At 37.8% G+C, this 15,122-nt stretch carries 18 protein-coding genes; 7 read left to right on the top strand and 11 right to left on the bottom strand.

Annotated features, from left to right (window positions below; all coding sequences use genetic code 11):
* The first annotated feature begins 30 nt into the window (after positions 1-30).
* Entirely contained in the window at positions 31-693 is a 663-nt protein-coding gene (locus NZD88_RS14140; RefSeq protein WP_259829999.1) for a hypothetical protein, read from the top strand.
* Entirely contained in the window at positions 662-1,195 is a 534-nt protein-coding gene (locus tag NZD88_RS14135; RefSeq protein ID WP_259829998.1) for a GNAT family N-acetyltransferase, read from the top strand. The genes NZD88_RS14140 and NZD88_RS14135 overlap by 32 nt, the downstream gene beginning before the upstream one ends.
* A gap of 175 nt (positions 1,196-1,370) precedes the next feature.
* Here the strand turns inward: NZD88_RS14135 and bcp are convergent, their stop codons facing one another.
* Positions 1,371-1,820: a thioredoxin-dependent thiol peroxidase gene (bcp, locus tag NZD88_RS14130; RefSeq protein ID WP_259829996.1), complete on the bottom strand. Its 450-nt coding sequence runs from the start codon at positions 1,818-1,820 to the stop codon at positions 1,371-1,373.
* Between the two features lie 33 nt (positions 1,821-1,853).
* On the opposite strand from bcp, the gene nth reads away from it, so the two are divergent.
* Complete coding sequence (gene nth, locus NZD88_RS14125; protein ID WP_169233495.1) at positions 1,854-2,474, top strand: endonuclease III; 621 nt, start codon at positions 1,854-1,856, stop codon at positions 2,472-2,474.
* Between the two features lie 94 nt (positions 2,475-2,568).
* Here nth and NZD88_RS14120 read toward each other — a convergent pair whose 3' ends face one another.
* The 3 genes from NZD88_RS14120 to NZD88_RS14110 all read right to left on the bottom strand — a co-directional run bounded on the left by NZD88_RS14120 (position 2,569) and on the right by NZD88_RS14110 (position 5,872).
* Positions 2,569-3,354 carry a DUF6438 domain-containing protein gene (locus NZD88_RS14120; RefSeq protein ID WP_259829994.1) on the bottom strand — a complete coding sequence of 262 codons (786 nt, stop codon included), beginning with the start codon at positions 3,352-3,354 and terminating at the stop codon, positions 2,569-2,571.
* A 142-nt stretch (positions 3,355-3,496) separates the two neighbouring features.
* Positions 3,497-3,943, bottom strand: coding sequence for a DinB family protein (locus tag NZD88_RS14115; protein WP_259829992.1), 447 nt, complete (start codon positions 3,941-3,943; stop codon positions 3,497-3,499).
* 132 nt (positions 3,944-4,075) lie between these two features.
* Positions 4,076-5,872 carry a DUF885 domain-containing protein gene (locus NZD88_RS14110; protein WP_259829990.1) on the bottom strand — a complete coding sequence of 599 codons (1,797 nt, stop codon included), beginning with the start codon at positions 5,870-5,872 and terminating at the stop codon, positions 4,076-4,078.
* A 168-nt stretch (positions 5,873-6,040) separates the two neighbouring features.
* On the opposite strand from NZD88_RS14110, the gene NZD88_RS14105 reads away from it, so the two are divergent.
* From NZD88_RS14105 to NZD88_RS14090, 4 genes are all read left to right on the top strand, one after another.
* On the top strand, positions 6,041-6,502 hold the full coding sequence (locus tag NZD88_RS14105) for a hypothetical protein (protein ID WP_259829989.1): 462 nt from the start codon (positions 6,041-6,043) through the stop codon (positions 6,500-6,502).
* Between the two features lie 171 nt (positions 6,503-6,673).
* The gene (locus NZD88_RS14100) at positions 6,674-7,378 is read left to right on the top strand and encodes a MotA/TolQ/ExbB proton channel family protein (protein ID WP_259829988.1); all 705 of its coding nucleotides are present in this window, start codon (positions 6,674-6,676) and stop codon (positions 7,376-7,378) included.
* A gap of 5 nt (positions 7,379-7,383) precedes the next feature.
* Entirely contained in the window at positions 7,384-7,782 is a 399-nt protein-coding gene (locus NZD88_RS14095) for an ExbD/TolR family protein (RefSeq protein ID WP_259829986.1), read from the top strand.
* Positions 7,783-7,815: 33 nt separating this feature from the next.
* Positions 7,816-8,703 (top strand): ferric siderophore ABC transporter substrate-binding protein, encoded by an 888-nt coding sequence (locus tag NZD88_RS14090; RefSeq protein WP_259829985.1) that lies wholly within the window; start codon positions 7,816-7,818, stop codon positions 8,701-8,703.
* 14 nt (positions 8,704-8,717) lie between these two features.
* Here NZD88_RS14090 and NZD88_RS14085 read toward each other — a convergent pair whose 3' ends face one another.
* The 7 genes from NZD88_RS14085 to NZD88_RS14055 form a co-directional block, all read right to left on the bottom strand.
* Complete coding sequence (locus NZD88_RS14085) at positions 8,718-9,110, bottom strand: hypothetical protein (protein WP_259829984.1); 393 nt, start codon at positions 9,108-9,110, stop codon at positions 8,718-8,720.
* Between the two features lie 133 nt (positions 9,111-9,243).
* Entirely contained in the window at positions 9,244-10,647 is a 1,404-nt protein-coding gene (locus tag NZD88_RS14080) for a nucleoside recognition domain-containing protein (RefSeq protein ID WP_259829983.1), read from the bottom strand.
* A gap of 209 nt (positions 10,648-10,856) precedes the next feature.
* Entirely contained in the window at positions 10,857-11,369 is a 513-nt protein-coding gene (locus NZD88_RS14075; RefSeq protein ID WP_259829982.1) for a DUF6973 domain-containing protein, read from the bottom strand.
* 54 nt (positions 11,370-11,423) lie between these two features.
* Positions 11,424-12,278, bottom strand: a complete 855-nt coding sequence (gene accD, locus NZD88_RS14070; RefSeq protein ID WP_034739627.1) for an acetyl-CoA carboxylase, carboxyltransferase subunit beta — start codon at positions 12,276-12,278, stop codon at positions 11,424-11,426.
* 99 nt (positions 12,279-12,377) lie between these two features.
* Entirely contained in the window at positions 12,378-13,448 is a 1,071-nt protein-coding gene (gene fbaA / locus NZD88_RS14065; protein WP_169233505.1) for a class II fructose-bisphosphate aldolase, read from the bottom strand.
* Between the two features lie 71 nt (positions 13,449-13,519).
* Positions 13,520-14,386 (bottom strand): NAD kinase, encoded by an 867-nt coding sequence (locus NZD88_RS14060; protein WP_169233506.1) that lies wholly within the window; start codon positions 14,384-14,386, stop codon positions 13,520-13,522.
* 1 nt (position 14,387) lies between these two features.
* Positions 14,388-15,038, bottom strand: coding sequence for a CBS domain-containing protein (locus tag NZD88_RS14055; protein WP_169233507.1), 651 nt, complete (start codon positions 15,036-15,038; stop codon positions 14,388-14,390).
* Positions 15,039-15,122: the final 84 nt, after the last annotated feature.

The following is a 15,122-nucleotide window of genomic DNA, read 5'->3' as shown; positions in this document are numbered from 1 at the left end:
AATTGGTATCTTTCTGCTGATTTTTGAATTATGATAAAAACTGCAATACGATTAACCATTCTTCTGTTTCTGCTTTGGGGATTCCTCGGATATTCTCAGGACAAGAAGAATTTTTCCAATATCCCGAACATTTTACAGCAGATCATCCCAAATGACAGGATAGATTCTTGGGTGCTGGTTTATAACAGCTACGGAAAAAACCAAGAGATCAGAACTTCAGGGGACAAAAAAGACTACACCCCGCAATTTTCCGGCTTTAATTTATTTCCTGACGAGGATAGCTTTTATTATATCGTTTATGCTACCGGAGGGAAGATGAATTATATTACAGATCTTGAAGGTCTGAAGAAATTCGTTGGAAAAATCGACAACGCAGAAGAAGCAGCTATTATTTTGACTACAGATGGATACATGGTCGATGAGGAATTCAAGGATGTTGCTGGCAATTATTATGAAGATTCTGCCAACTATTATCTGGATCTGGGAAAACTCACCTCAAAAGAATGTCCTTACCAGAAAACACATTATACCCTGACGGTAAGCAAGTCTTCAGGGGTTGTTTCCAAGGTGAAAGATAACGGAACTTACATAGAACTTTACAATAAAAAGTGCGCCAATAATCCAAGGCTTTTAAAAATCCAGAAAAAAGTAGAACCCAAAGATGAGCCTAAAAAATCTACCCAACGAAAATAACATTTACGAAACCGAAAGGCTGATTATCCAAAAAATATCAGTGGATGATAAAGAATTTGTATTTGAACTTTACAACAGACCAAAGTTTATTAAATACATAGGCAATCGTGGTGTAAATAATATTTCTGACGCAGAAAACTATATCAAAAACAGGTTTCTTCCCCAATTTGACAGACTAGGTTTTGGAAACTATTTAGTGGTTGCAAAAGATAAAGGTGAAAAAATTGGAGCAGTAGGCATCTTTGAAAGAGAAGGCCTTGATGTAGCGGATATAGGATTTTCCTTGCTGGAAGAATATGAAGGGAAAGGATATGCTTTTGAAGCTGCTCAGAAGGTGAAATCTATCGGGATGGACCTTTTTGGTTTAACAAAGATCTCTGCCATTACTTCAAAAGATAACTTCTCGTCTCAGAATCTTATTGAAAAACTGGGACTTTCATTCAAAAATTATGTGACGCTTCCGGATGATGATGAAGAGCTGATGTACTACGAAACCGAATAGATTTTAATGTCAGGAAGTCTGAAGCTGGAAGAGGGAAGTTATTGAGATCTGAAGCATAACTGCATCACAAGCTTTATTAATTTTTTTAAGTGATGTCATCAAATTCTACGATGACTTTTTAAATAGGGTCCAATAATACTTCCATCATCCCTCTTCCAGCTTCCAAACCCTTCAGCTATTCTTCCAGAATCTGGTCAGCGGCCGTTTTTGAAGTAACTTTCTCTATGACTCTTGTACAGATTCCGTGCTCGTCAAAAATAAACGTGGTCCGTACAATTCCCATATACGTTTTTCCGAATGTTTTCTTTTCCTGCCAAACTCCAAATTTTTCGATGACATCGTGGCTTTCATCAGCAATAAGGTCATACGGAAAAGCAAATTTACTGTGGAAATTTTTCTGCTTCTTTACTCCGTCTCCACTTACGCCAAGCAGCTGAAACCCTTCTTTCTTAAGTTTCGAATAATTATCGCTCAGGTTGCAGGCTTCTACAGTACACGTAGGCGTATTGGCTTGAGGATAAAAGAAAACGACGAGTTTCTTTCCGATCAACTTTGATGAGGCTATTGTTTCGCCGTCCTGATTGGTTCCTTCAAATTCAGGTAATTTATCTCCAACTTTCAGCATAATGAATTAATTTTGTTCAAATTTAATGGTTAAATGACAAAAAAGCAAAGAGCTGAGCTCGTTCAGAAAGAACTGGAGAAATTATACCCTACCACACCTATCCCGTTAGATCATACAGATCCATATACTTTAATGGTTGCAGTAGCCCTTTCTGCCCAGACGACCGACAAAAAAGTGAATCAGGTGACTCCCCATCTTTTTGAGGTGGCCGGAACTCCGCAAAGAATGGCCAGACTGGAGGAGTTTGAAATTAAAGAACTGATCAAAGAAATAGGATTATCCAATACAAAAGCAAAAAACCTTAAAAGAATGGCTGAACTTTTACTGGAAAGGCACAACGGTATTGTTCCCCAAACGTATGAAGAATTGGAAGCACTTCCCGGAGTAGGTCACAAAACCGCTTCTGTGGTGATGAGCCAGGCCTTCGGTTTTCCTGCTTTTCCGGTCGATACACATATTCACAGACTGATGACACAATGGAAGCTTACTTCAGGAAAAAACGTTGTAGAAACAGAAAAAGATGCTAAGGCAATATTTCCTGAAGAGGTATGGAACAAGCTTCACCTTCAGATCATTTTCTACGGAAGAGAATATTCGCCAGCCAGAGGAAAAGGAGAGAAGGATTTTATTACGAAAATGATGTTTGAAAAATAATTGAATTTTAGCGATTCCCATTCCCCCTTAGCTAAAGGGGTGGATTTTTGCGCAGCAAAAAGACGGGGTAGTTAGGTGTAAAATATAGGGAATGTTATTGTTTTCTCCATTCTACGGTACCTCTCAGGCCAAAAAGTATATCATAAAGCTTTCTCAGAGCTCTTGTTCCCATCATGCCATAATCTCTGATGGTTTTGACTTTCATATCATCATAGGTTATTTTCAGATATCCTGTTGTGCTATCTGTATAGGCTACGTCGTACTCTTCATTCAGATTTTCAAAATCAGTATAATTCAGTACTTCTATGAGCTCTTTAAATTGATTTTCAGACAGCTTTGATTCGTATTCGCCCGAATAATCCCGGAAGCCAATGTCATTGTATTGGTCAGCGGTCCATTCAATATTCCGGTTGGAGACGATATTTAATGTAAAAGAGGGACATCTTCCATAACATCCAGTGGCCCGAAATTCTATCTCCAGAATATGATGTCTTTTAGGCTGGACATTCTCTTCTATGAATTCCCCAAATTTATAAACAAGAAGGTCGGTTTCTAATGGATTGTCTGTGTTATATTTCTGTAATTTAATGCTTTTATATTCTATTTTATTGTCTTTTACATTGGCAAAGGCACATATTTCATATAAATTACCCTTGCTTATTTTCTTTGTTTCAAACTCGTTTCCTTTGTCTAGTATACAAATTGTCCCAGGACTTTCTCGTGTATTGCCGGTTATAATGATATCTGTTAGACCGTTTCCATCAAAATCTCCTTTTTCCCAAGGGTTCAACTTAAAACTGTCTGCAATATCTTTACAATAGGAACCATATTTAATGTTTTCAGTGACAGAGACATAATAGGGAATTTGTTTTTCACTCATAAACTCCTGAATTTCCTCTGCAGTTTGTAGAGAATCAATTGTATTTAACCTTTTTAAGTCTTGGGAATGTAGGCTAACCAAGGAAAGGAAAAGAAAAATAAATGTTACCTTTTGACTCATATTGTAGGGGTTAATAAAAAAATTAAATATCCAAAAGCCTTCTATGATAATTGATCTGTCCCAGATGATAATCCAGATGGGTAATCAAATGAATTAAAAAGTATCCCGTGGTCATTTTATCTTCAAAAATAACGAGAGGATATTCTTTTTCAAGATCTTCAGGTGTCAGACGGCTAAGGACATCATCTATCATAGATATTGTTGCCACTACCTTTTCAATAAGTTCAGTTCTTGGAACATCTTTTAATGAAAATTCCAGCTCTCTGTTTCTGATGTAGCCGGTATTACCAAGCTCTGTCCCAAAATAAGTATTGAGATTTCCAACCAGATGCAGACAAAGGTTTCCTGCTGAGTTAGCGATGTTTTTGTCTGTTTTCCAGATAGAACTTTCATTCCTGTAGGATTCTATTTCTGTTTTTAGTTTATTTAAATCTCTGTTGTAGAGAGATCTTAGGCTTTCTATGATCATTTTAATTGGTTTAAATTAATTGGAGCTTCCTTACCCGGTTTTCAAAAAGAGGACGTTCAAAATTAAATAAAAAGATGGGACATTAAAATTAATGATCCCATCTCGTACTGTTTTTTATTTTTTAAAATAATTCTATTTCTGTTTCTTAGCCCACAGATCCATCTTTCTGTTTAAAACATCAAGCGGAAGACATCCCTGGCTTAAGATTTCATCATGGAAGCTTGCTAAATTAAACTTCTTTCCAAGCTCTTTCTGGTACTGTTCTCTAAGCTCACGGATTCTCAGCGATCCGATTTTGTAGCCTAAAGCCTGTCCCGGCATCGCCATATATCTTTCCACCTCTGCAGTTGCGCTGGCTTCATCATAAGAAATATTGCTCAGGAAATATTTGATTGCTTCCTCTCTGGTCATCGTTCCGGTATGAATTCCGGTATCCACAACCAATCTTACCGCTCTCAGCATCTGATCACTCAAATAACCCATCTTCTGATAAGGATCTGTATAAAGTCCAAACTCAGGCCCTAAAGTTTCACAATAGTGCGCCCAACCTTCTCCATAAGCTCCGAACCATCCGAACCTCATGAATTTAGGAAGCTTCGTGTTCTCCTGCTGAAGAGATACCTGATAATGATGTCCCGGAATAGCCTCATGAAGGAAAAGAGACTCCATTCCAGAAGTTACATTGAATTTGGCGGGATCCGGAAGTGGCATATAAAATATTCCCGGCCTTTTTCCGTCAGGAGTTCCCTGAATATATTCTGCGCTGGCGCTCGCTTCCCTAAATTTTTCGGTCTGCCTGATCTCAAATTTGGTCTTTGGAGTGACGCTGAACATTGTCTTCAGCTTAGGTGTAATCTTTGCCAGAATGCTGTTAAATCCATTCAGAACCTCCTTGGAAGTCTTATAAGGCATGGCTTTAGGATCTGTTTTTACAAAATTGATAAACTCTTCAAGTGTTCCCGAAAAGCCTACCTGCTGCTTTACTTTTTCCATTTCTGCACGAAGCATTGCTACTTGCTGCAGACCTATTTTATTGATCTCTTCAGGAGTTTTCTTAGTTGTTGTCCAGCTTTTGGTGTAATATCTGTAGATTTCATTTCCATTGGGAAGGCTATTGTAGCCATCCGTGTCTCTGGCTTTCGGAAGATATTCCTTCTCAAGAAATACTCCCATTTTGGTATAGGCAGGAATGATCTTTTTAGTAATAGCATCTGCGTAAAGAGCTGAATATTTATCTTTTTGAGCTTTTGTAAAGTTTTTAGGGAATTTTTTAATAGGCCCGTAGAAGATATTTTTGTCCATATCTGTAGTCGTGATCTCTTCTGCTTTCATCTGAGGGATCATTTTCACTACCAGTTTCTTGGGAAGAACTACCTTATTATTAATTCCTTCACGGAAGTTTTCTGAGGCCGCATTCATCCATTCCGGGAATTTTTCCATTCTTTTCAGCCAGTCAATGTAGTCCTTTTCTGTTTTGAAAGGCTGGCTTCCTTCTCCGCTTCCATACAAGGGAAAGTTCAGGGGAAGTCCTCCAAACTGAGTAAAAGGAATATATTCCGGATGATAGGCGTAGGCTTCAATTTTATCTTTTAAAGTATAATCAAGTACATCATATACAACTTTGTCATCATCTGAAAGGGCTTTATAATCAACGCTTTCCAGCTGTTTTTGTACAGAATTGTAAAAGGCAACCTCTCCTGAAATAAAATCTTTATCAATATTAATAGGAAGCTGGTCATTATACCTTGTATCTCCCTGAGAAGTAGCTTCTAAAGGATATAGTTTCAGATACTGCTCGTAATAGTTGGATGCAATAGAATCCATATTCGTAGGGGTCACCTTCGTCAGCGGAGAATCAGATTTTTTGCAGGCTGCGAGGCTGATAACCAGTCCCAGTCCTAAAATACCTTTTGATAAAATGTTTTTCATTTTCAGAATCTTTATGTAGCAAAAGTAAGTATTATTGGCTTATACAGAATAATCAATCATAATGATTTAAAAAAATAATTTTCAAAATATTTTCAACTTTGAATCAATTTTTTATCTTTGTCCATAACATTTAACAATCATATTATTACAGCTCTTTTTTAAGAAATAATGAAAGGGATTTTAAAAATTTACCATCCGGAGGAGACCCTAAAATACAATATTAGAAACACTTATTGTAAAGCGGTCTACAGCAATCAACAGCACTTTTTAGAAGTTGAAATAGTAACGGATGACAGCTTGGATCATGTAGATGATGATTCATTACAGTACAACTTTCCGCAGCTTTCACTTGAAATTTTTGATTTCCCTATCGACTCGAAGGATATTGAAGGAAAATTGATTAAGATTGATGACTCTGAGGAAGAAACCTACACCGAAGTTGATTTATTCGATGACGAGGACGCTTTTATCTACGATAATGAGCTGCTGTTTGAGACTAATGAAGAAGGTGAGCTTCAGGTCATCTGGAAAGGGACTATTGACGATTTTTATACAGGATCAGATACACCGATCCCTTTCCGGTTAAAATGCGAATTTAAACAGGATGCTATCAATATAGAGGAGGACTAACCGTTTTCTCATCCTTTTTATATCGAATATCTTTTCAAAATTTCTTTTGGAAGGATATTTGCTGTCTTCTAAATCATAACAAATTTTAAGTTGTTTTTAAGCAATTTTTAAGAGAGCAATTCATAATATTCCACTACATTTGTCGTTAAAATTTTATAAAAATTCACATTAATGCTGTTAACGGAACTTACTCAGATTTTATTTGCACAGATTACTGCTCCTGCAGTTGCAACAGACGATTTAGAATTTTCATTTTGGAAGATCATGTTCCATGGAGGGGCTTTCGCTAAAATAGTGATGTTTGTCGTTCTGGCTTTAGGTGTGTTTTCACTGTACCTGTTTTTCGAACGTTTTTTCTTTATTAAAAGATTGACCTCAAAAACAGACGCCAATTTCATGGAGAATATTGAAGATTTTATCAAAGAAGGAAAGATAGAAGCGGCGGCAGATTATGCTAAGAAACAGAGCTCTCCGGAAGGTAGAATTCTGGAAAAAGGAATTTCAAGACTTGGACGTCCTGTTTCGGATATTGTAAGCGCCATGGAATCCCAGGCTCAGGTAGAAGTAGCCAATATGGAGAAGAATCTTAATCTTTTGGCAGTGGTACCAAGTATTGCTCCGATGCTGGGACTTCTTGGAACGGTTATCGGGATGATCATTGCGTTCTTCAACCTTTCCCATGCAACAGGTTCATTCTCGCCGAAAACACTTTCTGAAGGTATTTATACGGCTTTGGGACAGACTGCGGTAGGTTTGGCTGTAGCTATTCCAGCTAACTTTTTCTACAATATCCTCTTAACCAGAATTGATAGATTTGTATTAAAAGCGCAGAATATGTCTGGAGAATTCTTAGACCTTATCAACAAACCTTTATAAATCTTATGAAAATTCAGAGAAGAAATAAAGCGAACCCCGAATTCAGTTTGGCAGCGATGACAGATGTTATCTTGCTGATGCTGATATTCTTTATGATAACTTCATCAGCCGCCAATCAAAGTGCGATTGATGTAAAGTTACCGAAAGCGGGAGCGGTAGAAGATAATATTCCCAATCCTTTGACGGTGAGTATCAAACCGGACGGATCTTATTTTGTAGATGACACGCCTGTCACAAGAGAACAACTGGAGCCATTGATTGTGAGTAAATTAACAGGTCAAACGAATAGGTCTTTTACCATTCGTGCAGATGAAAATACCATGCATAAAGATGTTGTTTTTGTGATGGAAATCGCAGAAAAGAATAAATTTAATATTGCTATAGCAACGGTTAAAGATAAATAATGACTCCGAAACAGTCGGAAAGAATCATTTAAAATGAAAAGTTACACGATAAACAAAAACGAGCAAAACAGAGACAGGATAAAAAGTGCTATACTTTCGATCCTTATTTGGGCTGGAATATTGCTTTTTGTTTTTCTTTATAAATTAAAACCGGAATTAGATAAGCAGCCTGATGAAGTAGTCACAACAATGCTTGTTAACTACGGGGATAACAGAAACGGGAAGGGGGTTGAAGAACCTGCTGAACAACCGGGGAGCTTAGCGGCTGCAACAGAAGAAGTAACTCCTGAACCTGCTGAAACGCCTGTTCCTGAAACTAAAACAGTCGTAAAGCCTGAACCAACACCAGAGCCGAAGAAAGCGGACGTAAAGGAAAAGGTGATTACAGGAAACAATGCTAAAATAAGCGTTCCTAAAAAAGAAGAGTCAAAAAAGACAAATAATAAAGCGGCAGCAAGTGCCAGTGCCTCTAAGAGTACTAAAAAAGCAGGCGCAACAACAGCCAACTCTAAAACCGGAAACGGCGACGGAAAAGGAACTGCAGCCATCGGAAACCTGATCAGAGGAAGAGGAACAAAAGCCGGGAGCCAGGGAACAGGCGAGGGAATAGGAAATTCAGGAGATCCATTAGGTGGTGACGGAAACGGAGACAGTAAAGTAGGAATTGACCGAAAACTGGTAGGATATATTCCCGGAACAATGGGAAGAGGAGGTGCACAGCCAAGCAATAGTTGTACCGCAAGTGGAACCATTACCATTGCCTATACTGTAGACAAAGCTGGAAATGTAGTCTCCGCAAGAAGATCAGGAGGAACATCAGATCCCTGTATTTCATCTACCGGAGTCTCCTGGGTGAAGAAGTATGTAAAAGCTGAGAAAGCAAGTACATCTTCCACCGGAACGTATAAAATCACATTCTAAAATACAAAAGCACTTTATTCAAGTGCTTTTTTCATTTCATTGATCCTGTTGATCACCGGAAGCGCAAATATACCGCTGGTCTGCAGATAAAGCTCATAGAACGTTTTTGACTTGTCTAAAAAGTCCTTATTACCATCCTGCTTCCCTTGAAAATAGAAAAGGTTTCCCAGCATTTCGTAATAATCTTTGTGGTCTCTTTCCTGTCTTTCATTCACAATGCTGATGATTTCTCCTTTTGATTTTGAAGAAATTTCCGTAAAATCTATTTTGAAAATATCCTTCATCAAAGTGTCAAAATCTAATTCTTTCTGCATTAAACTTTCCTCAGGCTTGTCCAAAATCAGTTTTTCTAATGCTTGAGTTAACTGACGTATTAATCTTAATGTGAATTCTTTATCTGTGATCATAGTTGATTTTATTTTGCTAGTTGCCAGTTTAACTGGACGTATTTTATAAAGTTATTTATTTTTCCTCCTAAGAGTTGATATTGTTCTGTTTTTTCATTTGAATCTGATTATACATTCAGCAACTGATAACAAATTACGCAAAAAACAAATATGCCAACACAATAGAAGTAATAACCCCCACCAAATCTGCCAGAAGCATAGCAACTACCGTATATCTCGTATTCTTAACGGCAATGGCTCCAAAATAAACGGCAATGACGTAAAATGTCGTGTCTGAGCTTCCTTGAAGAACTGCTGCTAGTTTCCCCTGAAAACTGTCTGGTCCAAATGTCGCCATGGTGTCAACCATCATTCCTCTGGCTCCGGAACCGGAAAGAGGCTTTATTAATGCAGTCGGAAGCCCGTCTACAAATCTTGGATCCATACCCGCTGTATTCACTACCCATTTCATTCCGTCAATGATTACATCAAAAACACCTGAAGTCCTCAGTAGTGAAATAGCAATCAGCATCCCTACCAAATAAGGGATGATTTTAACACAAGTTGTAAATCCTTCCTTGGCTCCTTCAATAAAGGCATCAAAAACATTGATTTTTTTATAAACGGCTCCCAGGACTATCGCCAAGAAAATAAAAAGAATAAGCCCGTTACTTAAAACTTGGCTGAAAATATCCAATTCGCCCTTACTAAGACCTGTCAGATACCATACAAGGAGTCCAATCATTACGGAGACTCCGCCTATGTATGCAATGACAGTTGGTTTCAATAAGTTGATTTTCTGATAGATTGAAACGATGATCATAGCCGCTAAAGTTGCTGCAAAAGTGGCAATCATACAATAAAGAAAGATATCCGTAGGGTTTTTGGATCCGGCGGAAGCCCTCAAAGCGATAATAGAGACTGGTATAAGCGTCATTCCGCCTGCATGGAGGCACAAAAACATGATCTGCGAATTGCTTGCGGTATCTTTATTCGGATTTAATGTTTGAAGGCTTTCCATCGCTTTTAAACCAAATGGGGTAGCGGCATTGTCCAGCCCCAGGAGATTCGCGCTGAAATTCATCAGCATATGCCCGAAAGCCGGATGGTTTTTAGGAATATCAGGAAATAGCTTTGAGAAAAAAGGTTGTATAAATCGGCTCAAAAGGTTGATCCCTCCTGCTTTTTCAGCAATACTCATGAATCCCATGAATAAGGTCATGATCCCAATTAGACCGATACAGATCTTAACTGCCGTTTCGGAAGTACCGATCACACCGTCCGATTCCTGAACTCTGTAAACTTTTACATTCTGTTTAAGAGAATCTGTTTTATAATGGATCCTGCTGTCTGCAAAATCATTTTTTTTCTTCAGACTGTCTCGGACAATAGGAGTAAGTGCATTCATCGGCTGTGAAGCGATCTGAACCGTGTCACCACCTTTTCCTACCACCATATCATTGAAGATGGTTTTGTAGTGGCCAGACGAAATGTACTTAATACTGGCAATGCCAATGGCAATGATAATGAAAGCCGACCAAATTCTGCTAAGGACCATTCGATTAAATTAAAATTTTAGAAAAGATAATAAATTAAATGTAAAACTGCTTAAACTTTTATTTTTTTGAACCATTACGGAATAATAAGAAAGTAAGAATAGTAAGAATTCATGTTAGCCAATAGCGTGTTTCTTACCGAATCAGAAGGATTTTTCTTAACTAAACTTAAATACTTAATAAGTCTTAATGGTTTTTTAAGAATCAAAATTTATTTTTCATCCAGATAAACCAGATACCCTTCAAAGTCATCATCTAAACTTTTCAAAACCTTTGCATCATCCATCTTTTTAGCAAGACTGTCAATAAAAAAGTTCTTCTCAAAAAACTGGCGGTGAATTCCCGGAAGCAGTTCCATAAAATAATCCATTCCGATTTTGTTATTGTGAAGATCCATTTTGGTTTCCAAAGGCTCATTAGGAAACAATTCTTCATGCATATCGGTTATTCTTTTGCAGAAATCCAGTGCCTTTTCCGGAGAGGACACCTTACAGCAATACATCATGATGAAACAGCACCACAGCGCATGCCTGAAAGCATTTCCAATACCATCGTTAGAGGCTGTTTTAGGAAACTTTTTCTGAGCAATAGTAAAAGCCTGTACCGTTGCATAAAAGCTTAATAATGCAAAAAGAGGATGGGGGAGAAGAAGCGATAAAAGGCGCATGACCTTTTTCAGGCTCATACTCCGGATGGTATTAAAAAATATCTTGAAAGTCCTCATAAATAAAAATCTCTCCCTAATTAGAGAGAGATTGTATGGTGTTTGTTACAGATCTTAAGCGTTTACAGCCAATAAATTGACTGTTTTAGCTACTGTATCTTTAATTTCAGTTCTTTTTACGATGAAATCTACAAATCCTTTTTCCTGTAGGAATTCAGAAGTCTGGAAGCCTTCCGGAAGATCTCTTCCGATGGTTTCGCGAATTACTCTTGGACCTGCAAAACCGATTAATGCTCCCGGCTCAGCCATGATAATATCTGCTGTCATAGCAAAAGAAGCGGTGATTCCTCCAAAAGTAGGGTCACAAAGGTAAGCGATGTAAAGAAGTCCTGCTTCAGAAAGCTGAGCAAGCTTAGCCTGTACTTTAGCAAGCTGCATCAGAGAGTAAGTTGCTTCCTGCATTCTCGCTCCTCCGGACTGACAGATGATCATGTACGGAAGTTTGTTTGCGATACAGTAATCTACTGCTCTTCTGATTTTTTCTCCCATTACAGAACCTAAAGATCCCCCGATAAAAGCAAAATCCATACATGAAACTACCATTTCAGTTCCTTTTACGGTTCCTACTGCATTTCTGATAGAATCTGTAAGCTTTGTTTTTGCTCTTACTTCTTTTAAACGGTCTTTATAGGGTTTTGTATCCTTGAAGTTTAAGATATCAATACTTTCAACATTGGCATCCAGTTCAGTGAATTTACCTTCGTCAAAAAGGATCTCAAAAAATTCCGCACTTCCTATTCTTACGTGAAATCCGTCTTCAGGAGAAACGTAGCTGTTTCTTCTCAATTCATCATGCTCCACTATTTTTCCTGATGGAGTCTGATGCCAAAGGCCTTTGGGAACATCCTTTTTTTCATCAGTAGAGGTAGTAATGTTTTTTGCTTTTCTTTTAAACCAGTCGAATGCCATTTTTTGTCTGTATTAATGTATCATGTAAAAGGTAAAATGTATAAAGACAAAAGCATTAAATCTACTCTGTACTTTATACATTCTACTTTTTACAAAAAATTATTTTAAAGTATTTACGTTATTTAAGTCTTCAAACGCTTTAACCAGTCTTGTAGAGAAAGTATCTTCCCCTTTTCTTACCCAAACTCTTGGATCGTAGAATTTCTTGTTAGGTTTTTCTTCTCCTTCAGGGTTTCCGATTTGGGCTCTTAAATATTCAATATTGTTAACCATGTAATCTCTAACCCCTTCTGTATAAGCGAACTGAAGGTCTGTGTCGATATTCATTTTGATCACTCCATAGTCGATAGCTTCTCTGATCTCTTCTAAAGTAGATCCAGAACCCCCGTGGAATACGAAGTTAACCGGCTTCGCTGCAGTTCCGAATTTCTCCTGAACATATTTCTGAGAGTTGTCAAGGATTTTTGGAGTAAGAACCACATTTCCTGGCTTGTAAACTCCGTGCACGTTACCGAAAGCAGCAGCAATGGTAAAGTTGTCCGAAATAGCTTTTAATTTTTCGTAAGTATAAGCGATATCTTCAGGCTGAGTGTATAGTTTAGAGTTGTCTACATCAGAATTGTCTACCCCATCTTCTTCACCACCTGTAACTCCGATTTCAACTTCCAAAGTCATCTGCATTTTAGCCATTCTTTCAAAATATTTGGCTGAAATTTCAAGATTTTCTTCTAAAGATTCTTCAGAAAGATCCAGCATATGAGAAGAATAAAGAGACTTTCCAGTTTGTTTGTAATGCTCTTCACTGGCATCTAATAATCCGTCGATCCAAGGAAGTAATTTCTTGGCACAGTGGTCTGTATGTAAAATAACAGTCGCACCGTAAGCTTCTGCAAGAGTATGAATATGTTTGGCTCCGGCAATAGATCCTAAAATAGCTGCCTTCTGACCATCATTGTTTAATCCTTTTCCTGCGTTGAACGCAGCTCCGCCGTTTGAAAACTGAATAATTACAGGAGAGTTTAATTTCGCTGCAGTTTCCATAACAGCATTCACGTTGCTTGAACCAATTACATTGACTGCAGGCAGTGCAAATTTGTTTTCTTTAGCATACTGAAAAATATCGGTAACTAATTGACCTGTGGCAACTCCTGCCGGAAAAATTCTGCTCATGTTTTACTTTTTATTTTAAATTATTAGGCGTTTTTAAAATTCCTGTAAAGGTAATCATTTTTGAGGAATTACTAATTTCTTTTATCCCTTCCCCAAAGCAGCTTCTGACGGATCGTTTCGTAGAAACTTAAATGATTAGGCTGCACCAGAAGGATCTGGAAATCTGCCTTTTTGATGATAATTTCTTTGTCGGTTTCTATATGAACCAATCTCGAGTCCAGCGAAAGAGAATACTGTGGCACTCTGCTTTCTACTTTAAATTTGATTTCCACTCTGTCGTTCACCACCAAAGGCCTCACGTTCAGGTTGTGGGGAGCGATAGGGGTAATGACAAAATTTTCGTTGTTCGGAGAAATAATTGGTCCGCCACAGCTTAACGAATAGGCTGTTGACCCTGTAGGTGTGGAAACAATGACACCATCACCCCAGAAAACATTTAAAAATTCATCATTGATATAGGAATCTACCGTGATCATAGAGGTTGTTTCTTTTCTGGATACGGTAACATCGTTTAATGCATAGGGAAAAAAATCACCGGATTTTGGTGAAACCACCTCAATCACTGCACGGCGGCTTGTTTTCACGTCTCCTTTTAAAATCGCGTCAAGTTCTTTGAAAGCTTCTTCTTTTGTAAAGCTGGCCAGAAATCCTAATCTTCCTGTATTCACCCCTACAATAGGGATCTCAAGGTCTTCAATGAAGGTCAGAGAATTCACAATGGTTCCATCACCTCCAAAAGTAAAGAAAAGGTCTACCTCCTTATCTACAAGGTCCTGTTTGTTGTTGAATGTTTCAAATATCTTTGAGAACTGAAGCGCTTCAGCCATTTCATCGTACAGAACAGATTTTACGCCTCTGGTTTCAAGTTCTGAAATAAACTTGCTTAAATATAAAAAAGTATCGAGGTCTTTTTTCTGAGAATATATGGCTGCCTTCATGTTATATTTCTATGAATTTTTGGAAAAATCCGAACCGGTCCTTAAACAGATCTGATTTCTCATCAGAATAGTATTTCTCAACAATTCTGTAATCATATCGGTCAAGAGTAGCGTCTATCGAGGAGAGATTTTCATTGCTGATCTTGATGGTCACATGAATCACTTCATCTGACATAAAAGAGATAAATCCACCGTAAAATTTCGAGTTATTGCTTTCCACAATATTGGCGATCTCCGTCATCGAATATTTTCTCGCCGGTGTTTCTATCGTAAGGATAGCCCCGGTCTCTGAAAACAGAGGGTAACGGGATAGATTCTGAAAAACATCCTCGCAGGTAATGTACCCCAGATACTTTTCATTCTTGTTGATCACCGGGATCACGTTGGCACTGAAAGTGTAGAACAGGCGGATGCTGTCCATGATATTATTGTCTTCCAGAATAGCGAAACGTTCGATCTGATGTTCAAGATCCTTCAAAGTTCCTTCTCCTTCATAGAGAAAGTCTTCTGCGATAGCTCCGTAGAAGTGGTGGGATTTTTTGATGAAAATATGAGAATATCCAAAATCCTCTAATGTATTTCTCGCTGATTCTATGGAGTCAGTGAGGCTAAAACACGGAAAGTCTTTTGAGATATATTCCTTGATAAACATTGTGCTAATTTATAAAAAATTAAATGAAACTTTTCCCCAGAACATCACTTTTTTTCATGAAAAATAAAAAAAATGATGTTAAAA

Origin of the sequence: Chryseobacterium pyrolae, from assembly GCF_025153485.1 — a bacterium.
GTDB lineage: Bacteria > Bacteroidota > Bacteroidia > Flavobacteriales > Weeksellaceae > Chryseobacterium > Chryseobacterium antibioticum.
The sequence above is the reverse complement of the archived record's forward strand: the minus strand, read 5'-3'. Positions and strand labels throughout refer to the sequence as shown.

What these genes read in the sequence shown, in the direction of transcription:
- NZD88_RS14090 (WP_259829985.1), top strand. Translation starts at nt 7,816, where the DNA reads ATGAAAAGTTACACGATAAACAAAAACGAGCAAAACAGAGACAGGATA.
- bcp (WP_259829996.1), bottom strand. Translation starts at nt 1,820, where the DNA reads ATGCTGAAAGTTGGAGATAAATTACCTGAATTTGAAGGAACCAATCAG.
- NZD88_RS14110 (WP_259829990.1), bottom strand. Translation starts at nt 5,872, where the DNA reads ATGAAAAACATTTTATCAAAAGGTATTTTAGGACTGGGACTGGTTATC.
- nth (WP_169233495.1), top strand. Translation starts at nt 1,854, where the DNA reads ATGACAAAAAAGCAAAGAGCTGAGCTCGTTCAGAAAGAACTGGAGAAA.
- NZD88_RS14075 (WP_259829982.1), bottom strand. Translation starts at nt 11,369, where the DNA reads ATGAGGACTTTCAAGATATTTTTTAATACCATCCGGAGTATGAGCCTG.
- accD (WP_034739627.1), bottom strand. Translation starts at nt 12,278, where the DNA reads ATGGCATTCGACTGGTTTAAAAGAAAAGCAAAAAACATTACTACCTCT.
- NZD88_RS14135 (WP_259829998.1), top strand. Translation starts at nt 662, where the DNA reads ATGAGCCTAAAAAATCTACCCAACGAAAATAACATTTACGAAACCGAA.
- NZD88_RS14105 (WP_259829989.1), top strand. Translation starts at nt 6,041, where the DNA reads ATGAAAGGGATTTTAAAAATTTACCATCCGGAGGAGACCCTAAAATAC.
- fbaA (WP_169233505.1), bottom strand. Translation starts at nt 13,448, where the DNA reads ATGAGCAGAATTTTTCCGGCAGGAGTTGCCACAGGTCAATTAGTTACC.
- NZD88_RS14100 (WP_259829988.1), top strand. Translation starts at nt 6,674, where the DNA reads ATGCTGTTAACGGAACTTACTCAGATTTTATTTGCACAGATTACTGCT.
- NZD88_RS14115 (WP_259829992.1), bottom strand. Translation starts at nt 3,943, where the DNA reads ATGATCATAGAAAGCCTAAGATCTCTCTACAACAGAGATTTAAATAAA.
- NZD88_RS14120 (WP_259829994.1), bottom strand. Translation starts at nt 3,354, where the DNA reads ATGAGTGAAAAACAAATTCCCTATTATGTCTCTGTCACTGAAAACATT.
- NZD88_RS14080 (WP_259829983.1), bottom strand. Translation starts at nt 10,647, where the DNA reads ATGGTCCTTAGCAGAATTTGGTCGGCTTTCATTATCATTGCCATTGGC.
- NZD88_RS14060 (WP_169233506.1), bottom strand. Translation starts at nt 14,386, where the DNA reads ATGAAGGCAGCCATATATTCTCAGAAAAAAGACCTCGATACTTTTTTA.
- NZD88_RS14140 (WP_259829999.1), top strand. Translation starts at nt 31, where the DNA reads ATGATAAAAACTGCAATACGATTAACCATTCTTCTGTTTCTGCTTTGG.
- NZD88_RS14085 (WP_259829984.1), bottom strand. Translation starts at nt 9,110, where the DNA reads ATGATCACAGATAAAGAATTCACATTAAGATTAATACGTCAGTTAACT.
- NZD88_RS14095 (WP_259829986.1), top strand. Translation starts at nt 7,384, where the DNA reads ATGAAAATTCAGAGAAGAAATAAAGCGAACCCCGAATTCAGTTTGGCA.
- NZD88_RS14055 (WP_169233507.1), bottom strand. Translation starts at nt 15,038, where the DNA reads ATGTTTATCAAGGAATATATCTCAAAAGACTTTCCGTGTTTTAGCCTC.